At 30.3% G+C, this 22,129-nt stretch carries 21 protein-coding genes; 17 read left to right on the top strand and 4 right to left on the bottom strand.

All coding sequences use genetic code 11. The annotated features are described in order from the left end of the window. Window position 1: 1 nt before the first annotated feature. The 4 genes from E0E45_RS12480 to E0E45_RS12465 all read right to left on the bottom strand — a co-directional run bounded on the left by E0E45_RS12480 (window position 2) and on the right by E0E45_RS12465 (window position 4,211). Window positions 2-268: a zinc ribbon domain-containing protein gene (locus E0E45_RS12480; protein WP_130891480.1), complete on the bottom strand. Its 267-nt coding sequence runs from the start codon at window positions 266-268 to the stop codon at window positions 2-4. A 68-nt stretch (window positions 269-336) separates the two neighbouring features. Further along, window positions 337-1,248: a helix-turn-helix transcriptional regulator gene (locus E0E45_RS12475; protein WP_130891479.1), complete on the bottom strand. Its 912-nt coding sequence runs from the start codon at window positions 1,246-1,248 to the stop codon at window positions 337-339. 1 nt (window position 1,249) lies between these two features. Continuing rightward, on the bottom strand, window positions 1,250-1,984 hold the full coding sequence (locus E0E45_RS12470) for a YdcF family protein (protein WP_130891478.1): 735 nt from the start codon (window positions 1,982-1,984) through the stop codon (window positions 1,250-1,252). Between the two features lie 115 nt (window positions 1,985-2,099). Continuing rightward, on the bottom strand, window positions 2,100-4,211 hold the full coding sequence (locus E0E45_RS12465) for a glutamine synthetase III (protein WP_130891477.1): 2,112 nt from the start codon (window positions 4,209-4,211) through the stop codon (window positions 2,100-2,102). 276 nt (window positions 4,212-4,487) lie between these two features. Between E0E45_RS12465 and ptsP the strand changes: the two genes are divergently transcribed. The 17 genes from ptsP to E0E45_RS12380 all read left to right on the top strand — a co-directional run bounded on the left by ptsP (window position 4,488) and on the right by E0E45_RS12380 (window position 22,117). Further along, window positions 4,488-6,212 carry a phosphoenolpyruvate--protein phosphotransferase gene (gene ptsP, locus E0E45_RS12460; protein WP_130891476.1) on the top strand — a complete coding sequence of 575 codons (1,725 nt, stop codon included), beginning with the start codon at window positions 4,488-4,490 and terminating at the stop codon, window positions 6,210-6,212. A 26-nt stretch (window positions 6,213-6,238) separates the two neighbouring features. Beyond that, window positions 6,239-6,508 carry an HPr family phosphocarrier protein gene (locus tag E0E45_RS12455; RefSeq protein WP_130891475.1) on the top strand — a complete coding sequence of 90 codons (270 nt, stop codon included), beginning with the start codon at window positions 6,239-6,241 and terminating at the stop codon, window positions 6,506-6,508. 3 nt (window positions 6,509-6,511) lie between these two features. After that, window positions 6,512-7,387 (top strand): 4-hydroxy-3-methylbut-2-enyl diphosphate reductase, encoded by an 876-nt coding sequence (gene ispH, locus E0E45_RS12450; protein WP_130891474.1) that lies wholly within the window; start codon window positions 6,512-6,514, stop codon window positions 7,385-7,387. Continuing rightward, window positions 7,380-9,002, top strand: coding sequence for a 30S ribosomal protein S1 (locus tag E0E45_RS12445; protein ID WP_130891473.1), 1,623 nt, complete (start codon window positions 7,380-7,382; stop codon window positions 9,000-9,002). The genes ispH and E0E45_RS12445 overlap by 8 nt, the downstream gene beginning before the upstream one ends. A gap of 378 nt (window positions 9,003-9,380) precedes the next feature. Further along, the gene (locus tag E0E45_RS12440; protein WP_130891472.1) at window positions 9,381-10,001 is read left to right on the top strand and encodes a DUF445 domain-containing protein; all 621 of its coding nucleotides are present in this window, start codon (window positions 9,381-9,383) and stop codon (window positions 9,999-10,001) included. A gap of 10 nt (window positions 10,002-10,011) precedes the next feature. Further along, window positions 10,012-11,034: a Holliday junction branch migration DNA helicase RuvB gene (ruvB, locus tag E0E45_RS12435; RefSeq protein WP_130891471.1), complete on the top strand. Its 1,023-nt coding sequence runs from the start codon at window positions 10,012-10,014 to the stop codon at window positions 11,032-11,034. Continuing rightward, window positions 11,012-11,434, top strand: a complete 423-nt coding sequence (locus E0E45_RS12430; RefSeq protein WP_005980509.1) for an RrF2 family transcriptional regulator — start codon at window positions 11,012-11,014, stop codon at window positions 11,432-11,434. Before ruvB ends, E0E45_RS12430 begins: the two co-directional genes overlap by 23 nt. Window positions 11,435-11,443: 9 nt before the next feature. Next, window positions 11,444-12,157 carry an RsmE family RNA methyltransferase gene (locus E0E45_RS12425; RefSeq protein WP_130891470.1) on the top strand — a complete coding sequence of 238 codons (714 nt, stop codon included), beginning with the start codon at window positions 11,444-11,446 and terminating at the stop codon, window positions 12,155-12,157. Continuing rightward, the gene (gene mtaB / locus E0E45_RS12420) at window positions 12,144-13,442 is read left to right on the top strand and encodes a tRNA (N(6)-L-threonylcarbamoyladenosine(37)-C(2))-methylthiotransferase MtaB (RefSeq protein ID WP_130891469.1); all 1,299 of its coding nucleotides are present in this window, start codon (window positions 12,144-12,146) and stop codon (window positions 13,440-13,442) included. The genes E0E45_RS12425 and mtaB overlap by 14 nt, the downstream gene beginning before the upstream one ends. Continuing rightward, window positions 13,435-14,412, top strand: a complete 978-nt coding sequence (locus tag E0E45_RS12415) for a LytR C-terminal domain-containing protein (RefSeq protein ID WP_130891468.1) — start codon at window positions 13,435-13,437, stop codon at window positions 14,410-14,412. Before mtaB ends, E0E45_RS12415 begins: the two co-directional genes overlap by 8 nt. Window positions 14,413-14,423: 11 nt before the next feature. Then, window positions 14,424-14,840, top strand: coding sequence for a hypothetical protein (locus E0E45_RS12410; protein ID WP_130891467.1), 417 nt, complete (start codon window positions 14,424-14,426; stop codon window positions 14,838-14,840). Between the two features lie 2 nt (window positions 14,841-14,842). Beyond that, window positions 14,843-16,684, top strand: a complete 1,842-nt coding sequence (gene mrdA / locus E0E45_RS12405; protein ID WP_130891466.1) for a penicillin-binding protein 2 — start codon at window positions 14,843-14,845, stop codon at window positions 16,682-16,684. A 73-nt stretch (window positions 16,685-16,757) separates the two neighbouring features. Next, entirely contained in the window at window positions 16,758-18,632 is a 1,875-nt protein-coding gene (locus E0E45_RS12400; protein ID WP_130891465.1) for a ribonuclease J, read from the top strand. 14 nt (window positions 18,633-18,646) lie between these two features. Then, window positions 18,647-18,955: a ribosome assembly RNA-binding protein YhbY gene (yhbY, locus tag E0E45_RS12395; protein WP_130891464.1), complete on the top strand. Its 309-nt coding sequence runs from the start codon at window positions 18,647-18,649 to the stop codon at window positions 18,953-18,955. A 23-nt stretch (window positions 18,956-18,978) separates the two neighbouring features. Further along, entirely contained in the window at window positions 18,979-19,464 is a 486-nt protein-coding gene (locus E0E45_RS12390) for a divergent PAP2 family protein (RefSeq protein ID WP_130891463.1), read from the top strand. Window positions 19,465-19,473: 9 nt separating this feature from the next. Further along, the gene (gene dxs, locus E0E45_RS12385; RefSeq protein ID WP_130891462.1) at window positions 19,474-21,297 is read left to right on the top strand and encodes a 1-deoxy-D-xylulose-5-phosphate synthase; all 1,824 of its coding nucleotides are present in this window, start codon (window positions 19,474-19,476) and stop codon (window positions 21,295-21,297) included. Beyond that, window positions 21,281-22,117 carry an HD domain-containing protein gene (locus E0E45_RS12380; protein ID WP_130891461.1) on the top strand — a complete coding sequence of 279 codons (837 nt, stop codon included), beginning with the start codon at window positions 21,281-21,283 and terminating at the stop codon, window positions 22,115-22,117. Before dxs ends, E0E45_RS12380 begins: the two co-directional genes overlap by 17 nt. Window positions 22,118-22,129 lie beyond the last annotated feature (12 nt).

Raw genomic sequence — 22,129 nt, 5'->3', positions numbered from 1 at the left:
TCTAGTCTTTTTTCCAACGCTTTAGATGAGGAAAAAATTCCTTCATCATCTGTCTTGCTTTTTCTTCAGTCATTTCAGGATGAGCCTCAACCATATGAGGAACACAAAGTTCAACCATTTCATCCATTGTCATCTCACTTGTAAACTTTCCACTATCAAAACAATAACTGCAGTAATCATTATTCTTTTCACCATCAGCATTAGTTCCATAAAGTTCATCAGTATTTCCCATAGGCATTCCACAGCTTTGACAATATTTTTCTTCCATTATTTATCCCCCCTATATACTTTAGATATTTCATTATAACATTTGAAACCTGACAACTACATGTCATGTTACTCTTTATAAATTTTTTTTATTTTTTCTATTTCATTTAGAAGATTTATTCTTATTTCTTCTGGTTCTAAAACTTTCACATCTGAACCAAAAGAGAGAAGAAAGCTATATACCCATTTATCATGTGGAAAAGATGTGGTTACTACATAATTTCCATCTTTTGTTTTTTCTATTTCTTCAGAGGAAAAGCCATCATAAACTCTGTAACCTAAATGAGAAGGAAATTCTAATTTTAGGTTCACAAGTGATGGACAAGCTTCTCTTTTTACTTCTAATGATGGAGGTAAAGGAAGTTTATTAATATCAAATATTTCTGGATTTGCCTTTAAAGAAGACATTCTGGTGATTTTAAATGTTCTGTAGTCTTTTTTATCAAGGCAAAATCCCTGTAGATACCAAGAAGAAGATTTGAAAAAAAGTTTTACAGGACAAATTTTTCTTAAAGTAACTTCTCCATATGAACTGATATATGCAAAGGAAATTATAGTATGCCCAATGATGGAATTCTTGATGAGGATATAATTCTGATTATTGTGATCACTGTCACCCCATCTGGAAAAATCTATCTCTATCCAGTTGAGGTAATTTTTTTTAAAGAGTCCTGATAATTTAGATATGAGCTTTGAATTATCAGTGTCATTTAATGAAGGAATACTTTGAAGAGATGTTATTATTTTTTCCTGTTCCTCATCAGTGAGAGCTGAGTTGTTTAAAACATAACTTTTTTCTATAAATATTCCGCCACCACTTCCTTGAGAAGTATAGACAGGGATACCAGAGGAGCAGAGAATATCTATATCACGATATATAGTCCTCACAGATACTTCAAAATGAAGAGCCAGTTCTTTAGCTGTTATATGTTTTCTGTTGATTAAAATATAGAGCATCTCAAATAGTCTGTTAATTTGCATACTAGACCTCTTTTTTTCTATATTCATTGAAGAAAGCAAAATATTCTCTCAGCATATAATTTGGAAAAACTATTGCTGGAGTTTTTGCATAAACAGTTTTTAAAGGAAAATTTAATTTTTTAGATATCATTTTTACTCTGTACATATGAAAGCTATTGGACATAACAGCTATATCTCCAGTTACCCCTTTTTGTTTGATTATTTCATTAGAGAACTTTAGATTTTCATAAGTAGATGTAGACTTATCTTCTTTAATTACATTTTTGATAGGAATCCCTCTTTTAGAAAGATATATTTCCATAGCTTCAGCTTCAGATATTGATTCATCTTTTCCCTGCCCACCAGAAACTATAAATATTGTGTTGGGATTCTCTTTATAATATTCCACAGCCTTATCTAACCTATATTTTAATACTTCTGATGGAATATCTCCTTTTAGTCCAGCTCCCAGAACAATAAGATATTTTACTTTAGGATTATTATTTCTATTAACTAGGATATCTTTTAAGATTACTCCTTCTACAATAATAAAAGAAAAGAAAAATAGACAGTATCCAAATTTACAGATTTTTTTTAAGAATTTAAAAAATCTATTTTTGTCAGCTTTAAGCAGTATATTTCTATATAATATCAGAGATAGATATAATAAAAAGAGGAATCTAAATCCGAAAGATGATTTAACTAATATACAGCAGATGAAAAGGAAAGTAAGTATAATAAAATCTATTTTTTTCATTTTGTACCTCTTTATATTTTTGTTATATTTTATCATGGAAATACAAAATAAAACAAGAGGAATCCCTTGAAAGTTCAAACTTTCAGAGATTCCTCAGAATTATAGAAGTATATTTTTATAGTCTGAATAATAAATCATAATAAGTAGGTATAGGCCATACAGATTTTTCTATCAATAATTCAAGGGCATCTACAATAGTCCTCATACGAGTAAGTACAGGAATAAGTTCATTGTTATAATAACATGCTCTCTCATATTCATCAGGGATTGCAACAGCTGTTTTCAATCCTTCATTTAATTCTGTTATAGTATCTTTAAGCTGATTTTTATATCCTATTACTTTAATTAAGTGTTCTTTGTCATATTGAATGAATTGTTCTTCACCTAGAGCTTCTCTTACACTATTTATCATTTGAGAGATGTTAGTTATATATCTAGATATACAAGGATATATTTCATTTCTTGCCATTCTTATAGCGGTAGATATTTCTATATTTGTTTGCTTATTGTATCTTTCACTATAAACTTTGAATCTTGAATAAAGTTCATTTCTAGAAAGAACTTTATTTCTTTCAAAAAGATCAATAGTTTCTTCTCTTATAAATACAGGAATTCCTTCAATAGTATTTTTTAGATTTGAAAGCCCAAGTTCTTTTGCCTTTTCAATCCAAGTACTTTCATATCCATTTCCATTGAATATGATTCTTTTATGTTTAGGATATCTCTCTTTAATAAGTTTGATAATGTACTTGTTTATATGTTTTGTAGGATCAGTTTTTTCAAGATAATCTGCATACTCTCTTAAAATATCTGCAACAATAGTATTTATCATAAATACTGGGGTAGAAGCAGAAGCACTTGACCCAGGCATTCTGAATTCGAATTTATTTCCTGTGAACGCAAATGGAGAAGTTCTGTTTCTATCTGAAAGGTCTTTTGCAATTTTAGGAATATGAACTCCTATATCAAGAGTACCGCCATCAGCAGATTCATTAGATTCTGTATTTCCAATATTTTCTAAAAGTTCTTGTAATTGTTCTCCAAGGAATATAGATATTACAGCAGGAGGAGCTTCATGTCCACCAAGTCTGTGATCGTTTCCAGGAGTAGCAGTACATGCTCTAAGGATGTCAGCATATCTGTCTATACCTTCAACTACAGCCATCATGTAAAGAAGGAATTGTAAATTATCTTTTGATAAATTATCAGGGTTGAAAAGATTTATTCCTGTATCAGTTGCAAGAGACCAGTTACAATGTTTTCCAGATCCATTTACCCCTTGGAAAGGTTTTTCGTGAAGAAGAGCAGCAAGATGATGTCTGTTTGCCACTTTTTTGATTATATCCATAGTCAGATGATTTTGATCTACAGCTACATTGGCAGAAGTAAACATAAGTGCAAGTTCAAACTGGTTAGGAGCAACTTCATTATGTTTAGTTTTTGCCATAACTCCAACTTTCCAAAGTTCAGCATCAAGTTCAGCCATGAAACATTCTACTCTTTCTTTAATTGTTCCATAGTAATGGTCATTCATTTCCTGACCTTTTGGAGGGAGGTTACCAAATAGAGTTCTTCCAGCAAGAGCAAGATCTAAACGTTTATCCCAGAACTCTTTTTCCACTAAAAAGTATTCCTGTTCAGCACCTAATGTTACATCGATATGTTTAGTCTGGTCATCACCAAGAAGTCTCTGTATTCTTAAAGCTTGTGCTTCAACAGATTTGATAGATTTTAAAAGAGGTACTTTTTTATCCAGAGCTTCTCCATTGTATCCAACAAAAGCAGTAGGAATATATAGTGATTTAGATATTCCCTCTCCTTTTAAGAACATAGGAGAACTTGTATCCCAAGCAGTATATCCACGTGCTTCAAAAGTAGATCTAAGTCCACCATTTGGGAATGAAGATGTATCAGCTTCCCCTTTTATAAGATCTTTTCCAGAAAATTGAGACATGATAGACCCATCAGAAGTAATAGAGATGAATGATTCGTGTTTTTCAGCAGTAAGTTCAGTCAGTGGCTGGAACCAGTGTGTGAAGTGAGTGGCACCTTTTTCAGTTGCCCAGCTTTTTACAGCGCTGGCAATGATGTCTGCTACTTCTAGAGACATTTCTGCCTCTCCAAGTTGAACAGATTTAAATTTTTTGAAAATTGAGCTAGGTACTCTGCTCTTTAATTCAAGCTCGGAAAAATAATGGATACCAAATACTTCTAGCATAGTGTTCATTTTTATAACGCCTCCCCTTTAAAAAAGATAAAAATATTTTCTATAAATATGTGTCCAGTACACAATTATATATGTTGTATATATAGAATTAAATTTATATGGAGTATAAAATTTATTGTATTAATTTTTATTTTATGATTGTAGCACAAGTGAACATGATAATCAATAAAATTTTTAAAAAAAATTTTTTAAAAAAGTAAATAAATTGAAAAATGAATTAAAATGAGATATAATTTAATATAGTCCACTAAAGATATAACAAGGGAGTGGTATAAAGTGGAAATTTTAAAGGGAACTTTTGCTTTTGAAGGAATTGTAATAGGAAGAGTATTTTTAGACAAGAAAGAATTATCTAGCAATGGGATAACTGCGCTCTTAGATGAAAGAGAGATAGAAACTGAGATTGAAAGATTCAGAGATGGATTGGAATTATCAAAAGAGTCTTTAGAACGTCTGAAAACAAGTCTTGCTGGGAAAATAGGAGAAAAGGATCTGGAAATAATAACAGCGCATCTTATGATTCTTGATGATCCTGTATATATTTCTGATATTGAGAAATATATACAAAAGAATAGAACAAGGGCTGAAGATTCTGTTAAAATAGTTACAGGTAAATATATCTCCTTGTTTAATAAGTTGGAAAATCCTATATATAGACAGAAAGTACTGGATATAAAAGATATAGAAAAACGTATAATCAGAAATTTGAATTCAAAAAAAAATGAGTGGGTTGATCTTAATGGAAAAATACTTATAACAGAAGAAATACTTCCAACTGAATTATTGAATATATATCAGGAGAATATAAAATTAAAAGGGATAATAATGGAGTATGGAGGAGAAACTTCTCATCTTGCAATTCTTGCAAAAGCTCTGGAAATACCTACTTTAATGAGTATAAAAAATATTTTCAGTTATGATTGGAAAAAAGATGTAATTTTAGATACTACTGAACAGAATTCTTGTGTTATAATAGAACCAGATGAAAAAACTTTAGAAGAATATAAGAATAAAATAGAAAAGTTTAACAGTAAAAAAGAAGAGATAGAAAAAACTGCTTTTCTTCCAGCTGTAACTTTAGATGGAGTGAAAGTTTCATTAAATATTAATATCAGTGGGAAAACTACTAGAAATGAGATAGAAGCTATTATACCAGATGGAATAGGACTTTTAAGGACTGAGCTTCTTTATATGAAGAATACCAGTTTTCCTGATGAAGAAGAACAAATCGCTTCATATAATGATATAATTAAAAATTTTGATGAAAAAAGCCCTATTATTATTAGGACATTGGATATAGGAGCAGACAAACAGCTTCCATATTTTCAAATGAAAAGTGAAATGAATTCATTTTTAGGGTTGAGAGGTATAAGATTTTCTTTAAGTGAAAAAAAAATATTTAAGATACAGCTTAGAGCAATACTTAGAACAGCTTACAGAAGAAATGTAAAAATTATGTACCCAATGATTACTAATATAAATGAAATAAGAGAAGCTAATATACTTTTAGAGGAAGTGAAAGAAGAATTAAGGCAAGAGGGCAAAAATTTTAAAGAAGATATAGAAGTGGGAATAATGATTGAAGTTCCATCAGCAGTTATAATGGCTGACGTTTTTGCACAAGAAGTGGATTTTTTCAGTATAGGGACAAATGATTTAACACAATATATACTGGCAGCAGATCGTTTATCAGAAACTGTTTCAGATATGTATGACAGTTATAATCCAGCTGTATTGAGAGCTATTTCTTGGGTAAAAGAAGCAGCAGATAGATATGGGAAATCGGTATCAATATGTGGAGAAATGGCAGGGCAGCAAAAAGCTATAGTAGCATTTTTGAGTATGGGAATTACTAATTTAAGTATGGTAGGAGGTTCAATACTGGCAGCTAGAGCTCTAGTAAGAAATCTTAATTATAATTCTCTGAAATCTTTAAAAGAACAAATTCTTCAATGCCATGATTCAAATGAAGTAAAAGGAATTTTAAAAAAATATATATAGAACAAGATAAGGAAAGTGATATTTTTATGAAAAGCAGAAAAGTTCAAATAAAAAATAAAGCAGGACTCCATGCAAGGCCATCATCATTATTTGTACAACTGGTAACAGAATATGATTCTGATATAACAGTTAAATGTGATGGTGAAGAAATAAATGGAAAAAGTATAATGGGTCTTATGCTTTTAGCAGCTGAGCAAGGAAGAACATTGGAATTAATTGCTGATGGACCTGATGAAGATGAGATGTTGGATGCATTAGTGAATTTAATAGAAGTTAAAAAATTTAATGAGGAATAAATCATGGAGATAATCAGAGCTAAACATATGGGATTCTGCTTTGGAGTATCAGGAGCTATTGAAACATGTTATAATGTATTGAAAGAATCTGAAAATTATGGGAAAAAAATATATATCCTTGGAATGCTTGTTCATAATGAATATGTAGTAAAAAAACTTGAAAAAGAAGGTTTTGAAATAATAGAGGAAGAAGATATCTTAGAAAAAAAAGATAAATTAAAAGATGGAGATGTAGTTATAATAAGAGCTCATGGAACATCTGAAAAAGTATATAATATATTGAAAGAAAAAAATATAAAAATATATGATGCAACTTGTATTTTTGTAACTCAGATAAGAAAAACTCTTATAGAAATGGAAAAAAAAGGATATGAAATTTTATTTGTGGGAGATAAAGAACATCCAGAGGTAAAAGGGATAATATCTTTTGGAAAAAATATCAGAGTTTTTAAAAATCTTGAAGAAATCACAAAGGCTGAAATAGATAGGGATAAAAAGTATTGTCTTTTGACTCAGACAACTTTAAATAAAAAAATTTTAGAAAAAATAAAAAGTTTCTTGGAAAATCACTATTCAAATGTTAAGATATCAGATAAGGTGTGTGGAGCAACCCAAGTTAGACAACAGGCAGTAGAAGAATTATCAAAAAATGTAGATATTCTTTTAGTTGTAGGGGGTAAAAATAGCTCTAATACTAAAAAACTTTATGATATATCAAAATCAATAAATGAATCCACTTATTTAGTGCAGGATGAGAGTGAAATAGAGAAAGAGTGGTTCAGAGGCTGTGAAAAGATAGGTATTACAGCTGGAGCATCAACACCAGAAGAAATAGTAATTAATATAGAAAATAAAATAAGGGGGATCTTTAATGTCTAATAACGAATATTATGAAGAATTTGAAGCTCTGTTGAATGAGTACTTACCAACAGAGGAAAAATCAAAAGTAAGGGTAACAGGAGTATTATCTCAAGTAGATAGAAACTTTGCTTACTTAGATGTACCAGGACAACCAACAAGTGTAAGAGTAAGAAGTGAAGAACTAGCAAACTATAATATAGGAGATGAAGTAGAAGTACTTCTTATCGGAGAAACTGATGAAGGAGAATTTATAATCGGTTCTAGAAAAAGAATAGATATGGAAGATAACTGGAAAAAGTTAGAAGATGCTTTTGAAAATAAGGAAACTGTAACTGGAAAAATAGTAAAAAGAGTAAAAGGTGGATATATGGTAGAAGCTATGTTCCATCAAGGATTTCTTCCTAACTCTCTATCTGAAATTTCTATGAAAGATGGAGATAAAGTAGTTGGTCAAGATATCACAGTAATGATAAAAGATATTAAACCTGATAAAGATAAAAAAGGTAAGAAAATTACTTTCTCTAAAAAAGATATCACTCTCCAAAAAGAAGAAAAAGAGTTTGCTGGATTAAAAGTAGGAGATGTAGTAGAAGCAGAAGTTGTAGATGTATTAGACTTTGGACTTTCTTTAAGATTACAGCATCTAAGAGGATTCGTTCATATTTCTGAAGTATCTTGGAAAAAACTTGATAAATTAACAGATAAATACAAAAAAGGAGATAAAGTAGAAGCTAAAATAATCTCTTTAGAGCCTGAAAAGAAAAATGTTAAATTATCTATAAAAGTTCTTACAAGAAATCCTTGGGAAGTAGCAGCTGAGCAATATGCAATTGATTCAGTGGTAGAAGGAAAAGTAACTAAAATACTTCCATATGGAGTATTTGTAGAAATAGCTGATGGAGTAGAAGGGCTTGTACATATGTCTGACTTCACATGGAACAAGAAAAGAGTAAGTCTAAATGAATTTGTTCAATTGGGGGATATTGTAAAAGTTAAAATAATTGAATTCCAACCAGCTGAAAGAAAATTGAAACTTGGAATAAAACAATTAAGTGCAAATCCTTGGGACAGTGCAGCTGAAAGATATGCTGTTGGAACTGAATTAAAAGGAAAAGTTCTTGAAGTTAAACCTTTTGGAATATTTGCTGAAGTAGAACCAGGAGTGGATGTATTCATTCATCAATCTGATTTCAACTGGCAAGGAGAAGAAAATAAAAAGTTTGCTGCAGGAGATGTAGTAGAGTTTAAAGTTATTGAACTTAATACTGAAGATAATAAAATAAAAGGAAGCATTAAAGCTTTAAGAAAAAGTCCTTGGGAAGTAGCTCTTGAAACTTATAAAGTTGGAGAAACTGTAGAAAAAGAAATTAAAAATATCATGGACTTTGGATTATTCATCAACTTAAGTAAAGGAATAGATGGATTTGTTCCTGCTCAAATGGCTTCTAAAGATTTTATAAAAAATCTTAAAGATAAATTTACAGTAGGACAAGTAGTAAAAGCTCAAATAGTTGAGATAGACAAAGAAAAACAAAGAATCAAACTATCTATTAAAAAAATAGAAATTGAAGAAGAAAAAAGAGAAAATCAAGAACTTCTTAGTAAATATGGAACTTCAGGAGAAGAGAACTAAAATATAAAAAAATAATGGAGACAGTTTGAGAAATCAAACTGTCTTTTATATTAATAATTTTATCGCTGTAATTTTTTAATAAAAATCAGCAAAAGAGAATGCCTGTATTGACAATTTTCTATATTCATCATAAAATGGTATTAGTGTATTGCAAAAAACTGTAAAAAAATAAAATATACTTAGGGGATGACACAAAAGTAAAAATCTTATTTTTAAATTTTTTGAGGCATCTTCTTTTTATTTCTGAACATAAAGTGGAAAAAAATAGTGACGATTGTAATGTTTATGGTTATAATAATTGAAAAAATACAATATTTATGATAAAATAGTTTACTAGAGAAGTAATGAAATTTTAATGAAATTTGAAGGTGAAATACAATGACAGAATTGAATGCAATGTTAATAAAATTAGCTCTTATAGTAGGAATAGGAGCAATGATCGGATGGATAACTAACTACGTAGCCATCAAAATGCTTTTTAGACCATATAAAGAAATAAACTTTGGGTTATTTAAAATACAAGGACTTATTCCTAAAAGAAAACATGAAATAGCTATAAGCATAGCAGATACAGTACAAAAGGAGCTTATCTCTTTAAAAGATGTAACAAACAGTCTGGATGGAGAAGAGCTAGAAAAAAGAATGGGAGATATGATTGATAAGATTCTTGATGCAAAATTAGAAGGGGAATTGGTAAAAAAATTTCCTATGCTGGCTATGTTTATGAGTGAGGATATGCTTAGAAAAATTAAAAATATGATAAAAACTTCTATTCTTGAAAATAAAGACACTATTATAGAGATGTTTTCTAACTACTTAGAGGAAAAAGTAGATTTCAGAGAGATAATAATAAAGAATGTAGATGGATTTTCTCTTGAAAAATTGGAAGAAATAACATATTCACTTGCTAAAAAAGAATTAAAACATATAGAAGTAGTAGGAGCTGTATTAGGAGGAATAATAGGTTTTTTTCAGTTTGGAGTAAGTCTGTTTATATAAGGAGAGGAAAGTGGATAGAGTAGTTACAACTTCAGAAATGGAGAATGATATAGAAATTCAAAAAACTCTCAGACCGAGATGTTTTAAAGATTATATAGGACAGGTTTCTTTAAAAGAAAAAATGTCAATATCTATAGAAGCTGCTAAAAAAAGGGGAGGATCTATTGATCATATTCTCTTATATGGACCTCCTGGATTAGGGAAAACTACTCTTGCAGGGGTTATAGCTACTGAAATGGGAGCAAATTTAAAAATTACTTCTGGACCTGTGTTGGAAAGAGCAGGAGATCTTGCAGCTATACTGACTTCCCTGGAAGAAAATGATATACTTTTTATAGATGAAATACATAGGTTGAACAACACTGTTGAAGAGATATTGTATCCTGCTATGGAAGATAAAGAGCTGGATATAATCATAGGAAAAGGTCCCTCTGCACGATCTATAAGGATAGAACTGCCAAGTTTTACCTTGATAGGAGCAACAACGAGAGCAGGACTTCTAAGTTCCCCATTGAGAGATAGATTTGGGGTAACTCACAGAATGGAATATTACAGCGAAGAGGAAATAACAGACATTATACTCAGAGGAGGAAATATTCTTGGAGTAAAAATTGAACTGGATGGTGCAAAGGAACTTGCAAGCAGAAGTCGTGGAACTCCAAGAATAGCAAATCGTCTTCTCAAAAGAGTGAGAGATTTTTGTGAAATAAGAGGTAATGGTGTTATAAACAGAGATATTTCTTTAAAGGCACTGGATATACTTGGAATAGATTCAGCAGGATTGGATGATCTTGATAGAGATATAGTGAATTCTATTATAGATAACTATGGAGGAGGTCCTGTTGGTATAGACACTCTTTCTCTTATGTTGGGAGAAGATAAAAGAACTCTGGAAGAGGTTTATGAACCTTATCTGGTAAAAATTGGTTACCTAAAAAGAACTAATAGAGGAAGAATGGTAACTGAAAAAGCATATGAACATTTTAAAGGTGTTAAGGAGCTGGGAGAAAATGAAGATAAGCACAAAAGTTAGATATGGGCTAAGAGCTTTAGCATATATAGCTGAAAAAAGTGGTGAAGAAAAATTAGTAAGAATAAAAGAGATCGCTGATGATCAGAATATTTCTGTACAATATCTTGAGCAGATTCTTTTTAAATTAAAAAATGAAAATATAATAGAGGGAAAAAGAGGACCTAATGGTGGATACAGATTGGCAAAGGAACCAACTGAAATAACACTGCATCAGTTATATAAAATACTTGACGAAGAGGACAAAGTCATTGATTGTAATGAAAGTGAAGAGCATAAGGCTACATGCAGTGAACAAACTTGTGGGACTACTTGCATATGGAGTAAACTTGACAGTGCTATGACAAAAATATTGAAAGAAACTACTTTAAATGAATTTATAAAAAATAAAGATATGATATAGGAGTTTAGAGTGATAAGTGTTATAATAACAAGTGAGAATATTAGTGGAAACAGGATTACAGTTAATGAAAAAAGCGATATAAATCATTTGAAAAATGTTTTCAGAATAAAAATAGATGAAGAAATAAGAGCTGTAGATGGAGAAAAAGAGTATTATTGTAAGGTTGTTTCAATAGATAAAAAAGAGATAGTTCTAGAAATAGAACAGATATTTGAAGATAGATATTCTCACAAAGTAAAGATAGATGCTGCATTAGGGATATTAAAAAATGATAAAATGGATCTTACTATTCAGAAACTCACAGAAATCGGAATTAATAAAATAATACCTCTAGCTGTAAAGAGAGGTGTTGCTAAGATAACCGAGAAAAAAGATAAGTGGGATCTTATAGTAAAGGAAGCTTTGAAACAATGTCAAGCAGTTAAAGCTACTGAAATAGATGAGGTAAAAAAACTTGAAGAGATAGAGTTTGAAAAATATGATCTTGTGATTGTTCCTTATGAATGTGAAGAGGAATATACACTGAAAAATCTATTGAGAAACAGAGAAAAACTTCCAGAGAGAGTCCTATATATAATAGGTTCAGAAGGAGGGTTTGACCCAGAAGAGATAATATTTCTGAAAAATAAAAAAGCAGATATAGTCACTTTGGGAAGAAGGATACTAAGAGCAGAAACAGCCTCTATTGTAGTAGGAGGAATATTAATAAATGAGTTTCAATAAAAGAGCTGCTTTTTATACTTTGGGATGTAAAGTAAATCAATATGAAACTGAAAGTATAAAAAACCAGTTACTAAAAAAAGGGTATACAGAGACAGCTTTTGAAGAGGAAGCTGATATTTATATAGTTAATTCATGTACTGTTACCAGTGTAGCAGATAGAAAAACAAGAAATATGCTGAGAAGAGCTAAAAAAATAAATCCAGAAGGAATAGTAATAGTTACTGGATGTTATGCTCAAACTAACAGCAAAGAACTTTTAGAGATGGAAGAAATAGACTATGTAATTGGAAATAGTGATAAAAATGCTATAGTTAATTTTATAGAAGATATAGAAAACAGGACCATGGAAAAGGTGAAAAATCACAATATATTTTTAGATAATGAATATACTGAATATGAGTTTGCAACATTGAGAGAGATGTCTAGAGCCTATGTTAAAATTCAAGATGGGTGTAATAATTTCTGTTCTTATTGTAAAATTCCTTTTGCAAGAGGAAAAAGTAGATCGAGAAAGAAAAATAATATAATAAAAGAGATAAAAAAATTAGTAGAAGAAGGATTTAAAGAAGTTATTCTCATAGGGATAAATTTAGGAGCCTATGGAGAAGATCTTGATGAAGGAGAAAACTTTGAGTCTCTTTTGAAATCTATACTAGAAATAAGTCAATTACAGAGAGTGAGAATAGGATCAGTTTATCCTGATAAAATCTCTGATGAATTTATAGAGATATTTAATAATAAAAAACTTATGCCTCATCTTCATATTTCTTTGCAGTCTTGTGATGATGATGTATTAAAAAGAATGAGAAGAAAATATGGAAGTTTTCTTATAGAAGAAAGACTTTTAAAATTAAAAGAAAAAGTAAAAGATATGGAATATACAGCTGATGTAATAGTAGGATTTCCTGGAGAAACTGAGGATATGTTTCAAAAATCATATAACCTTATAGAAAAAATAGGGTTTTCAGGAATTCATATATTTCAATATTCAGATAGAGAAAATACTCTTGCAAGTAGTTTTACAGATAAAATAGATGCAAGAATAAAAAAAGAAAGAGCAGATAGATTAGAGACTCTCAAGATAAAAATGGCAGAAAAAGAAAGAGAACAATACATAGGGAAATACTTAGCTGTTCTTTTGGAAGAAAAAGCAGATGGTTACATGTATGGTTATAGTGAAAATTATCTTAGAGTAAAAATTAAAGATAATGGAGCAGAGCTCAACAGTATTATTGAAGTAAAAATAAATTCTTTAGAAAAGGAGATGTTGATAGCTGATGAATAAAGGATTAGGGAAATTAAAACTAATAATATTTGTAATAGGAATAATAATAGCTTTAGCAGTTTTTTTGTTTATAAATATGAATGATGGAAATAGAGACCTGGATAAAAACAGCAGATACCTTATAATAGGTAAAAGTAATCTTATAGCTGTATATGAAGATAAACTTGCTGTAAAAATACCTTATGAAATAAGCATCAGCAAAGATGAAACTGTTGAAGAACTTGTAAAAAATAAAAATAAAGAAGAAATAATGGCAACAATAAACAAAATTCTTCCTGAAAAGGTTGATAATTATAAAGTAATTAAGTTTGGAGATATAAAACTTAATGTGAAAAATGCTAAAAATATTCCTGAAACAAATATAGCAGATAAAAGATATATACTTACTTCAAGCTTGTACTCTATGTTTGATACTCTGTACACAGACACTAACAGAGCAAATGAAGTAAATGAAAATATAATTGTAGACATATTGAATGCAAATGGAAGAGCTGGATATGCAAGAAAAACAGGAGAAACTTTAAAAAAGAATCTTTCAATGAAATATAATGCAGCAAACTATGAAACATTCCTTGAAGAAAGTTATGTAATAATGAATGATATTTCAAAAGAAAAAACACAAGAAGTTTTAATGCAGTTAGATGAAAAATATTTCAAAATTAAAGAAGTACCTTCTATTCCTACACTTGCTAATGTGGTGGTCGTTTTAGGGAAAGAACAAAATGTAGATTTTAATGTGGAAGTAGTTGGAAATACTAGTACAGCAGATGAGATGGGAAAAGAACTTAAAAAACTAGGATATAAAAACATTAAAAATGTTAAAAATGATTCAAAAGTTGAAAGTTCAATAATAGAATATAATTCCGAAGATTACTTTATTGCATATAAAATAGCTCAAAAGCTTGATATAAAAGATATGATAGAAAAAGATAGTCTAAAGAACAAAATAATGATATTTGTTAGTAAATAAAGGATGGACTAATGATTTATATATTATCTTTTTTAGGAATAATAATAGGAGCAAGTTTGCCATTTAACAGTCCTGTTTTAATAATAACGATTCCATTTTTTACTTATCTAGTAACTTTGAAAAGGATTCGTTCAGTAAGTTGTATATTTTTAATGACTGTAATTCTTTCACTGCAGACTCATGATTTTGTGAGACTGTTTTTGATAATGGCGGTATTTTATTATTTGTTTAACTTTATGTTTTTAAATTTTGTTTATAGCAGAGAAAATATTCTAAGTATTTCTGTGGTACAGCTTGGAATGTATTATGTAATGGTTTATAAAAATTATAGTCTGTATTATTTGATATTTAATTTTATTGGTTTTATAATATTTAATTACCTGTATATAGCAATTATACGTAAGAAGAAAAATACTAGAGGACAATAACTATGAAAAATGGAAAAATTCAAATAAAATTAGGATCAGATAACAGTAAAAGAGATATAATATTCAAGGTTTTTATTTTGCTTGTATTTTTAGGACTTGGATCTAGAATGATGTATCTTCAGCTTGTGAGAGGTGAAAGGTATGCGTATCTTTCTGAAAAAAATAGATTTAAACTAAAAAAGATAGAGTCTCCAAGAGGGAAAATTTATGACAGAGAAGGAAGACTGGTAGTAACAAATGGTGCTGGATATAGACTTGTATACTTGAAAGAAAGAGATAGTGATCCTGAAATAGTTAGAGAAATCAGTGAAGTAACTGGTTATGATGAAGATTATATAAAGAAAAGAATAAGAAATGGAGAAATATTTCCTTATACTAGGGAAAATGTATTAGTAGAAAGTCTGGATGAAGAAACAGCCCATAAGTTAATGGAAAAGATAGTGGATTATCCTTATCTTCAAGTACAAACTTATTCAAAGAGAAGATATCTTTATGATTCAGTAGCTTCTCATAGTATAGGGTATGTAAAAAAAATATCAGAAAAAGAATATGAAAAATTGAAAGATGAAGGATATTCACCAAGAGATATAATAGGAAAAGATGGTATAGAAAGAGCTTATGATAAAAAGCTTCAAGGGGAAGATGGATATGAATATATAGAGGTAAATGCTTTTAATAAAGTACAGAGAAGAGTTGCAGAAGAAAAAGATCCAATACCTGGAAAAGACCTTTATATGACATTGAACATGGAACTTCAGGAATACATGGAAGAACAATTCAAAGAAGAGGAAAGAGTGGGAGCTTTTATAGCCATGGATCCTAAAACAGGAGAAATAATTACTATGGTAAGTTATCCTACATATTCTTTAAATATGTTTAGTTCTCAAATTTTAAATGAGGATTGGCAAAAAATAATAACTGACCCAGGAAGACCACTGACTAATAAGACAATAGCAGGTGAGTATCCGCCAGGATCAGTATTTAAAGTAGTGTCAGCAATGGCATTCCTTGATAATGGAATAGATCCTAAGGAAAAATATCTAGATAAAAATGGATATTATGAAATAGGAAAATGGAGATGGAGAGCTTGGAAAGTTGGAGGACATGGATATGTAGATATGAAAAAATCCATTGTTGAATCAGCTAACCCTTATTATTACAGATTATCTGATCAGATAGGGCATAAACCAATAGCAGATACAGCTCGTTTATTTGGATTTAATGAAAGAACAGGAATAGATATTCCTGGAGAAAAAAGAGGACTGCTTCCAGATGCTGAATGGAAAAAGAAAGTAATGGGAAGTGGATGGTACAAAGGAGACACAATACTTTTATCAATCGGGCAGGGGTATCTTACAGTAACTCCTCTACAGATAGCTGTTCTTTATGCTACGATTGCAAATAAAGGATATGTGTATTCTCCCCATTTAGTAAAAAAATTAGTGGATTTTAGTGGAAAGAATGTAACTCCAATAACAGGAGAAAAACGTCAGGTAACAAAATTTCCTAAAAAATATTATGATGAATTAAATGAAGCTTTAATAGCAACGGTTGCACAGGATAATGGTACAACAAAAGTACTTAGAACTCCTGGGATGAAAGTTGCAGCAAAAAGCGGTTCTGCACAGAACCCACACTCTAAAACTACACATGCGTGGGTAGCAGGATATTTTCCTGCAGATAATCCTGAGATAGTCTTTTCAGTTATACTGGAAGGAGCTGGAGGTGGAGGAGCTATGGGTGGAGGAATGGCTAGAAAATTTATAGATAAATATTTGGAGATAAAAAATAGAGAAAATGCAGCCAATGAAAATCCGACTAACAATGGAGAGAAAGTTAATTAGGTATATTTTAGTGTTATAGTAATTTCGAAGTAGTGGAGGTACAGAAAAAATACTATTAGAATAAGGAGAACAGATGATAAGAAGAAACAAAGATACAGAAAAAGAATATTCAAAAAAGAAAAAAACAGAAACTAGCGGAATAAAAGAAGTAAAAGATATAAAAGAAAAATTAAAAGCTATAAAAGCTGGAATAAAAGAATTAAAAGAGGATAAAGAAGAAAATACAATAGAAGTTAAAGCAGAAAAGGCTGCTGAAGTAAAAGAAACAAAGGGGCCAAAAGAAGAAAAGATGTATGTCATTCCTCTTGGAGGTCTCGAAGAAGTAGGAAAAAATATGACAGTCATCCAATATAGAGATGAGATAATAATAATAGATTCAGGAGTGACTTTTCCAGATGATAATCTATTAGGAATAGATCTGGTAATACCTGACTTTTCATTTATAGAAAATAATAAAGATAAAGTAAAAGGGCTTTTTATAACTCATGGACATGAAGATCATATAGGTTCGATTCCATACCTTTATCAAAAAATAGACAAGAGTGTTCCAATGTTTGGAGGAAAACTTACATTAGCTCTAGCTAAATCAAAATTTGATAATCCTGGTTTTTCCAAAGAACTCCCTAAGATGAAAGAAGTGAAAGGGAGAAGCAAAGTAAAAGTAGGAAAATATTTTACAGTTGAATTTATAAAAGTAACACACTCTATAACAGATGCTTATTCATTAGCAATATCATCACCAGCAGGAGTGGTATTTCATACAGGAGACTTTAAAATAGATCTTACCCCAGTAGATAGTGAAGGGGTAGACTTTGCAAGGCTTTCTCAAATTGGGGAACAGGGAGTAGATTTGATGCTTTCTGATTCAACAAACTCAGAAGTAGAAGGCTTTACACCATCAGAAAGAAGTGTAGGAGAAGCATTTAAACAAGAATTTTCAAAAGCTAAGGGAAGAATAATTGTAGCAGCTTTTGCTTCACATGTTCATAGATTACAGCAAATAATAAATACAGCAGAAGAATATGGAAGAAAGATAGCTATTGATGGAAGAAGTTTAGTAAAGGTATTCGAGATAGCTTCTAACCTTGGATATCTTAGAATTCCAGAAGGTATGATGGTAGCATTATCAGAAGTGGATGGACTTAAAGATAATAAAGTAGTTATCTTATGTACAGGAACACAGGGTGAGCCAATGGCTGCTCTGTCTAGAATAGCTAAAAATATGCATAAACATATAAAAATAAAAGAGGGAGATACAGTAATAATTTCTGCAACTCCAATACCTGGAAATGAGAAAGCTGTTTCTAATAATATAAATAACCTTCTTAAATATGATGCTGAAGTTGTATTTAAAAAAATAGCAGGAATACATGTTTCAGGACATGGAAGCAAAGATGAACAAAAGCTTATGCTTAATCTTATAAAACCAAGATATTTTATGCCAGTACATGGAGAACATAAAATGCTGAAAGCTCATAAAGATACAGCTATAGAAACAGGAGTGCCTAAAAATAATGTCATAATTGCTCAAAATGGGAGTAAAGTAGAAGTAACAAAATCAGCAGTAAAAATTAAAGGAAAAGTAAATGCTGGTTCTACACTTGTAGATGGATTAGGTGTAGGAGATATAGGAAATATAGTTTTAAAAGACAGACAGCAGTTATCACAAGATGGAGTGGTAGTAATAGTCTTTACAACAAGTAAAGAAACTGGAAAAATAATAGCAGGACCTGATATTGTAACAAGGGGATTTGTATATTCTAAAGAATCTGATGATATAATAAAAGAGGCTATTGAAGCAATAAAATCTAAGTTAAGCAATATAGAAGGACATTCAACAAAAGACTGGAATACATTCAAGAATACTACGAGGGATATAGCATCAAAATATTTTTATAATAAAACAAAAAGAAATCCAGTAGTACTACCAATAATCATGGAAATATAAAAGGAGAAAAAATTATGGCATTAACAAGTAAACAAAGAGCATTTTTAAAAAAGAAGGCTCATGAATTAGACCCTTTAGTAAGAATTGGAAAAGATGGAATAACTGACAGTCTTATTCAAAGTATTTTAGAAGCAATAGACTCTAGAGAATTATTGAAAGTAAAAATTCTTCAAAATTGTGAAAAAGAAAAAGATGAGGTATTAGAAGAACTTTCTAAGTGTAATGAATTTGAAGTTGTAGGAATAATTGGAAGGACTATTATATTGTTCAGAGAAAATAAAGATAAACCAGCTATTTCATTAGAATTAAAAAGTATTAGATAGAAAATGTATTTAGGAGGGAAGTTATGAGTCCCGGAATAATTTTTAACAATAGAGTGTTGGATGTAGTATTTATAGCATGGTTTATAGCACAGTTCTATAAAGTACTTATGCCTATATTCAAGAAAAGAAAATTTGATATAACAAGACTATGGGATACTGGAGGAATGCCCAGCTCCCATAGTTCTACAGTATCATGCTTGACTACCTGTATAGCAATACGTTATGGTATAAGCAGCGATATATTTGCAATAACAATTATTTTTGCTGGAATAGTTATGTATGATTCAGCAGGAATAAGAAGAGCAGCAGGAAAACAGGCAGGCGTAATCAATTCTCTTGTAGAAAAGATACCATTATTTATTGGAAGAGCTCAATATAATAAGCATTTCAGTAAAGAAAAAGAAGCAAAATTAAAGGAACTCCTAGGACATACGCCTGTTGAGGTAGTAGTAGGATGTGCCCTTGGAATAGTAGTAGGATTGATATTTAAAGTATATCTACAAGGGTAAGGAAGGAATATGGAAAATTTGAAAGATGCAAGTGTAGATAAAATTAAGAAAAGAGCTGAAGAGATAAGAGAAATATTAATAGAAACTGTAAGTAAAAATGGAGGACATCTTGGTCCAAATTTGGGGGTAGTAGAGCTTACTCTGTGTCTGCATAAAGTTTTTGATTTTTCTGAAAATAAATTACTTTTTGATGTTGGACATCAGTCATATGTACATAAAATACTGACAGGAAGAGAGGAAAGATTTTCTACACTGAGACAGAGAAATGGCATTGGGCCATTTATGGATCCCAAAGAAAGTCCATATGATCCATTTATTTCTGGTCATGCAGGAACAGCTCTTTCAGCAGCAGCAGGGATAGCAGTAGCTGATCCCAGTAAAAAAGTAATAGTAGTTATTGGAGATGCTTCTATCTCTAATGGACATTCTCTAGAGGCTTTGAACAACATTGGTGCTAAACTTAAAAACCTTATCATAATATTAAATGATAATGAGATGTCTATTGGAAAAAATGTGGGATCTCTTTCTAGGTTTTTTGGAAAATTAATGGTAAGTGAAAAATATATGAACTTTAGAGATGATGTAAAAGCTATTATAAATAAAATAAGAATAGTAAATAGAGTATCTAATACACTTGAAAGAATGGAGTTTTCTGTAAAAAATTTCTTTCTTCCATTAAGTATTCTTGAAAGCTTAGGATTGAAGTTTTTGGGAGTTATAGATGGACATAATATAGAAGAGCTAATTGATACATTTAATAAAGTTAAAGATATGGAAGGACCAATCTTTATACATATAAAAACTCAGAAAGGAAAAGGATATTCATTTGCTGAAAAGGATCAGGAAAAATTTCATGGAATATCGCCTTTTGATATGAAAACAGGTTCTACTCCTTATAAAACAAAAACTTACTCTAGTATTTTAGGGGAAGAGATGGTAAAACTTGGAGAAGAGGATGAGAATATATATGCTATTTCAGCTGGAATGGTAAAGGGAACAGGACTTGGAGAATTTTTTGAGAAATTTCCTAAGAGAGCCATTGATGTAGGAATAGCTGAAGGACATGCTGTGACTTTTGCAGGGGGTCTTGCTTCTATGGGGAAAAAACCATATGTAGCAGTTTATTCTACCTTCATACAAAGAGGATTCAGCCAGCTTATTCATGATATCTCCATTCAAAAACTACCAGTTCGTTTTATAATAGACAGAGCAGGTATTGTAGGAGAGGATGGAAAAACTCACAATGGTCTTTATGACATTTCTATGTTTACCACTATTCCTAACTATACTGTTATTGCTCCTACTACTTGTGATGAACTTGTAGAAGCTCTGGAGTTATCAAAAGATTTTGATGATGGACCTATGGTAATAAGAATACCTAGAGAGATATCTTTTTCATTGGAAAATGATGAAAAATTTCAAATAGGTAAATGGAAAGAGATAAAAAAAGGGAAAAAATCTCTCTTTATAGCAACAGGTAGTATGCTGAAAGAGATTTTAAGTATAGATGAGCAGTTAAAATCAAAAGGAATTGATGGAACAATAGTAAGTGCAGCTTCAATAAAACCTCTTGATGAAAAATACATATTGGACAATCTGGATAAATATGATAATATTTTTGTTGTAGAAGAAGCTTATGAGAAAAACTCATTTGGGAGTAGTATATTAGATTTTATTAATGAAATGGGGAAGAAGAAACTGATAAATAAAATAGCAATAGAAAATGGAATCGTGCCACATGGAAAGCGGGGAGAACTTTTAGAAGAGTTCGGTTTAAAAGGAGAAAATTTAATTAAAAGAATTGAGGAAAAAATAGATGCAGGAAAAAAATAAGAAAGCATTGGAATTCATAGAAAATCTTTTAGAATCAGAAATGGTAAAAGATTTGGAACTTTTTGATGACCAGGGTGTGAAAGTATCAACTCATACCTATGATGTCTTAAAAATATCTATCGATGAACTCAAAAGAGACTATAAAAATTTTTCTGAAGCTAAACAGAGAGTAGATTTTTTTGCTATGACAGTGGGAATAATAATCCATGATCTGAGTAAAGGGAGTATTAGAAAAACAGAGGAAAAATTTTCACATTCACAAATGATGCTTAAAAAACCTGAGTATATAACAAAGGAAGCAGATAGAGTACTAAAAGATATTGAAGAAACTATAGGAGCAGAACTTAATGATGCTATAAGAAAAAATATAATTCATATAGTACTATCTCATCATGGAAAATGGGGAAAAATACAACCTAATTCCAAGGAAGCTCACATAGTTCATAGAGCAGATATGTATTCTGCAAAGTATCATAGAATAAATCCTATAGGTGCAGATAAAATACTTGAGCTTATGGCTCAGGGAGCTCAGCTTGAAGAGATAGCCGAGAAATTAAATTGTACTCAAGGGGTAGTAAAAGATAGATTAAAAAGAGCTAAGCAAGAACTTAATTTAAAAAATACAAAACAGCTTATCAATTATTATAAGAAAAATAAAAAAATCCCAATTGGAGATAATTTCTTTATTCAAAGGGTAAGAGAAACAGAAAAATTAAAAAGGATGGTAGATAGAAAAGGGTTTAAAAACATAATGCTTGAAAGTCCTCTTCTTCCATATTTTGATGATAATGTTATCTTTAAAAAAAATGAAGATAAATAAATGATATTTTTA

It is taken from the genome of Fusobacterium ulcerans ATCC 49185, from assembly GCF_900683735.1.
GTDB lineage: Bacteria > Fusobacteriota > Fusobacteriia > Fusobacteriales > Fusobacteriaceae > Fusobacterium_A > Fusobacterium_A ulcerans_A.
This window is presented reverse-complemented; position numbering and strand designations above follow the sequence as displayed.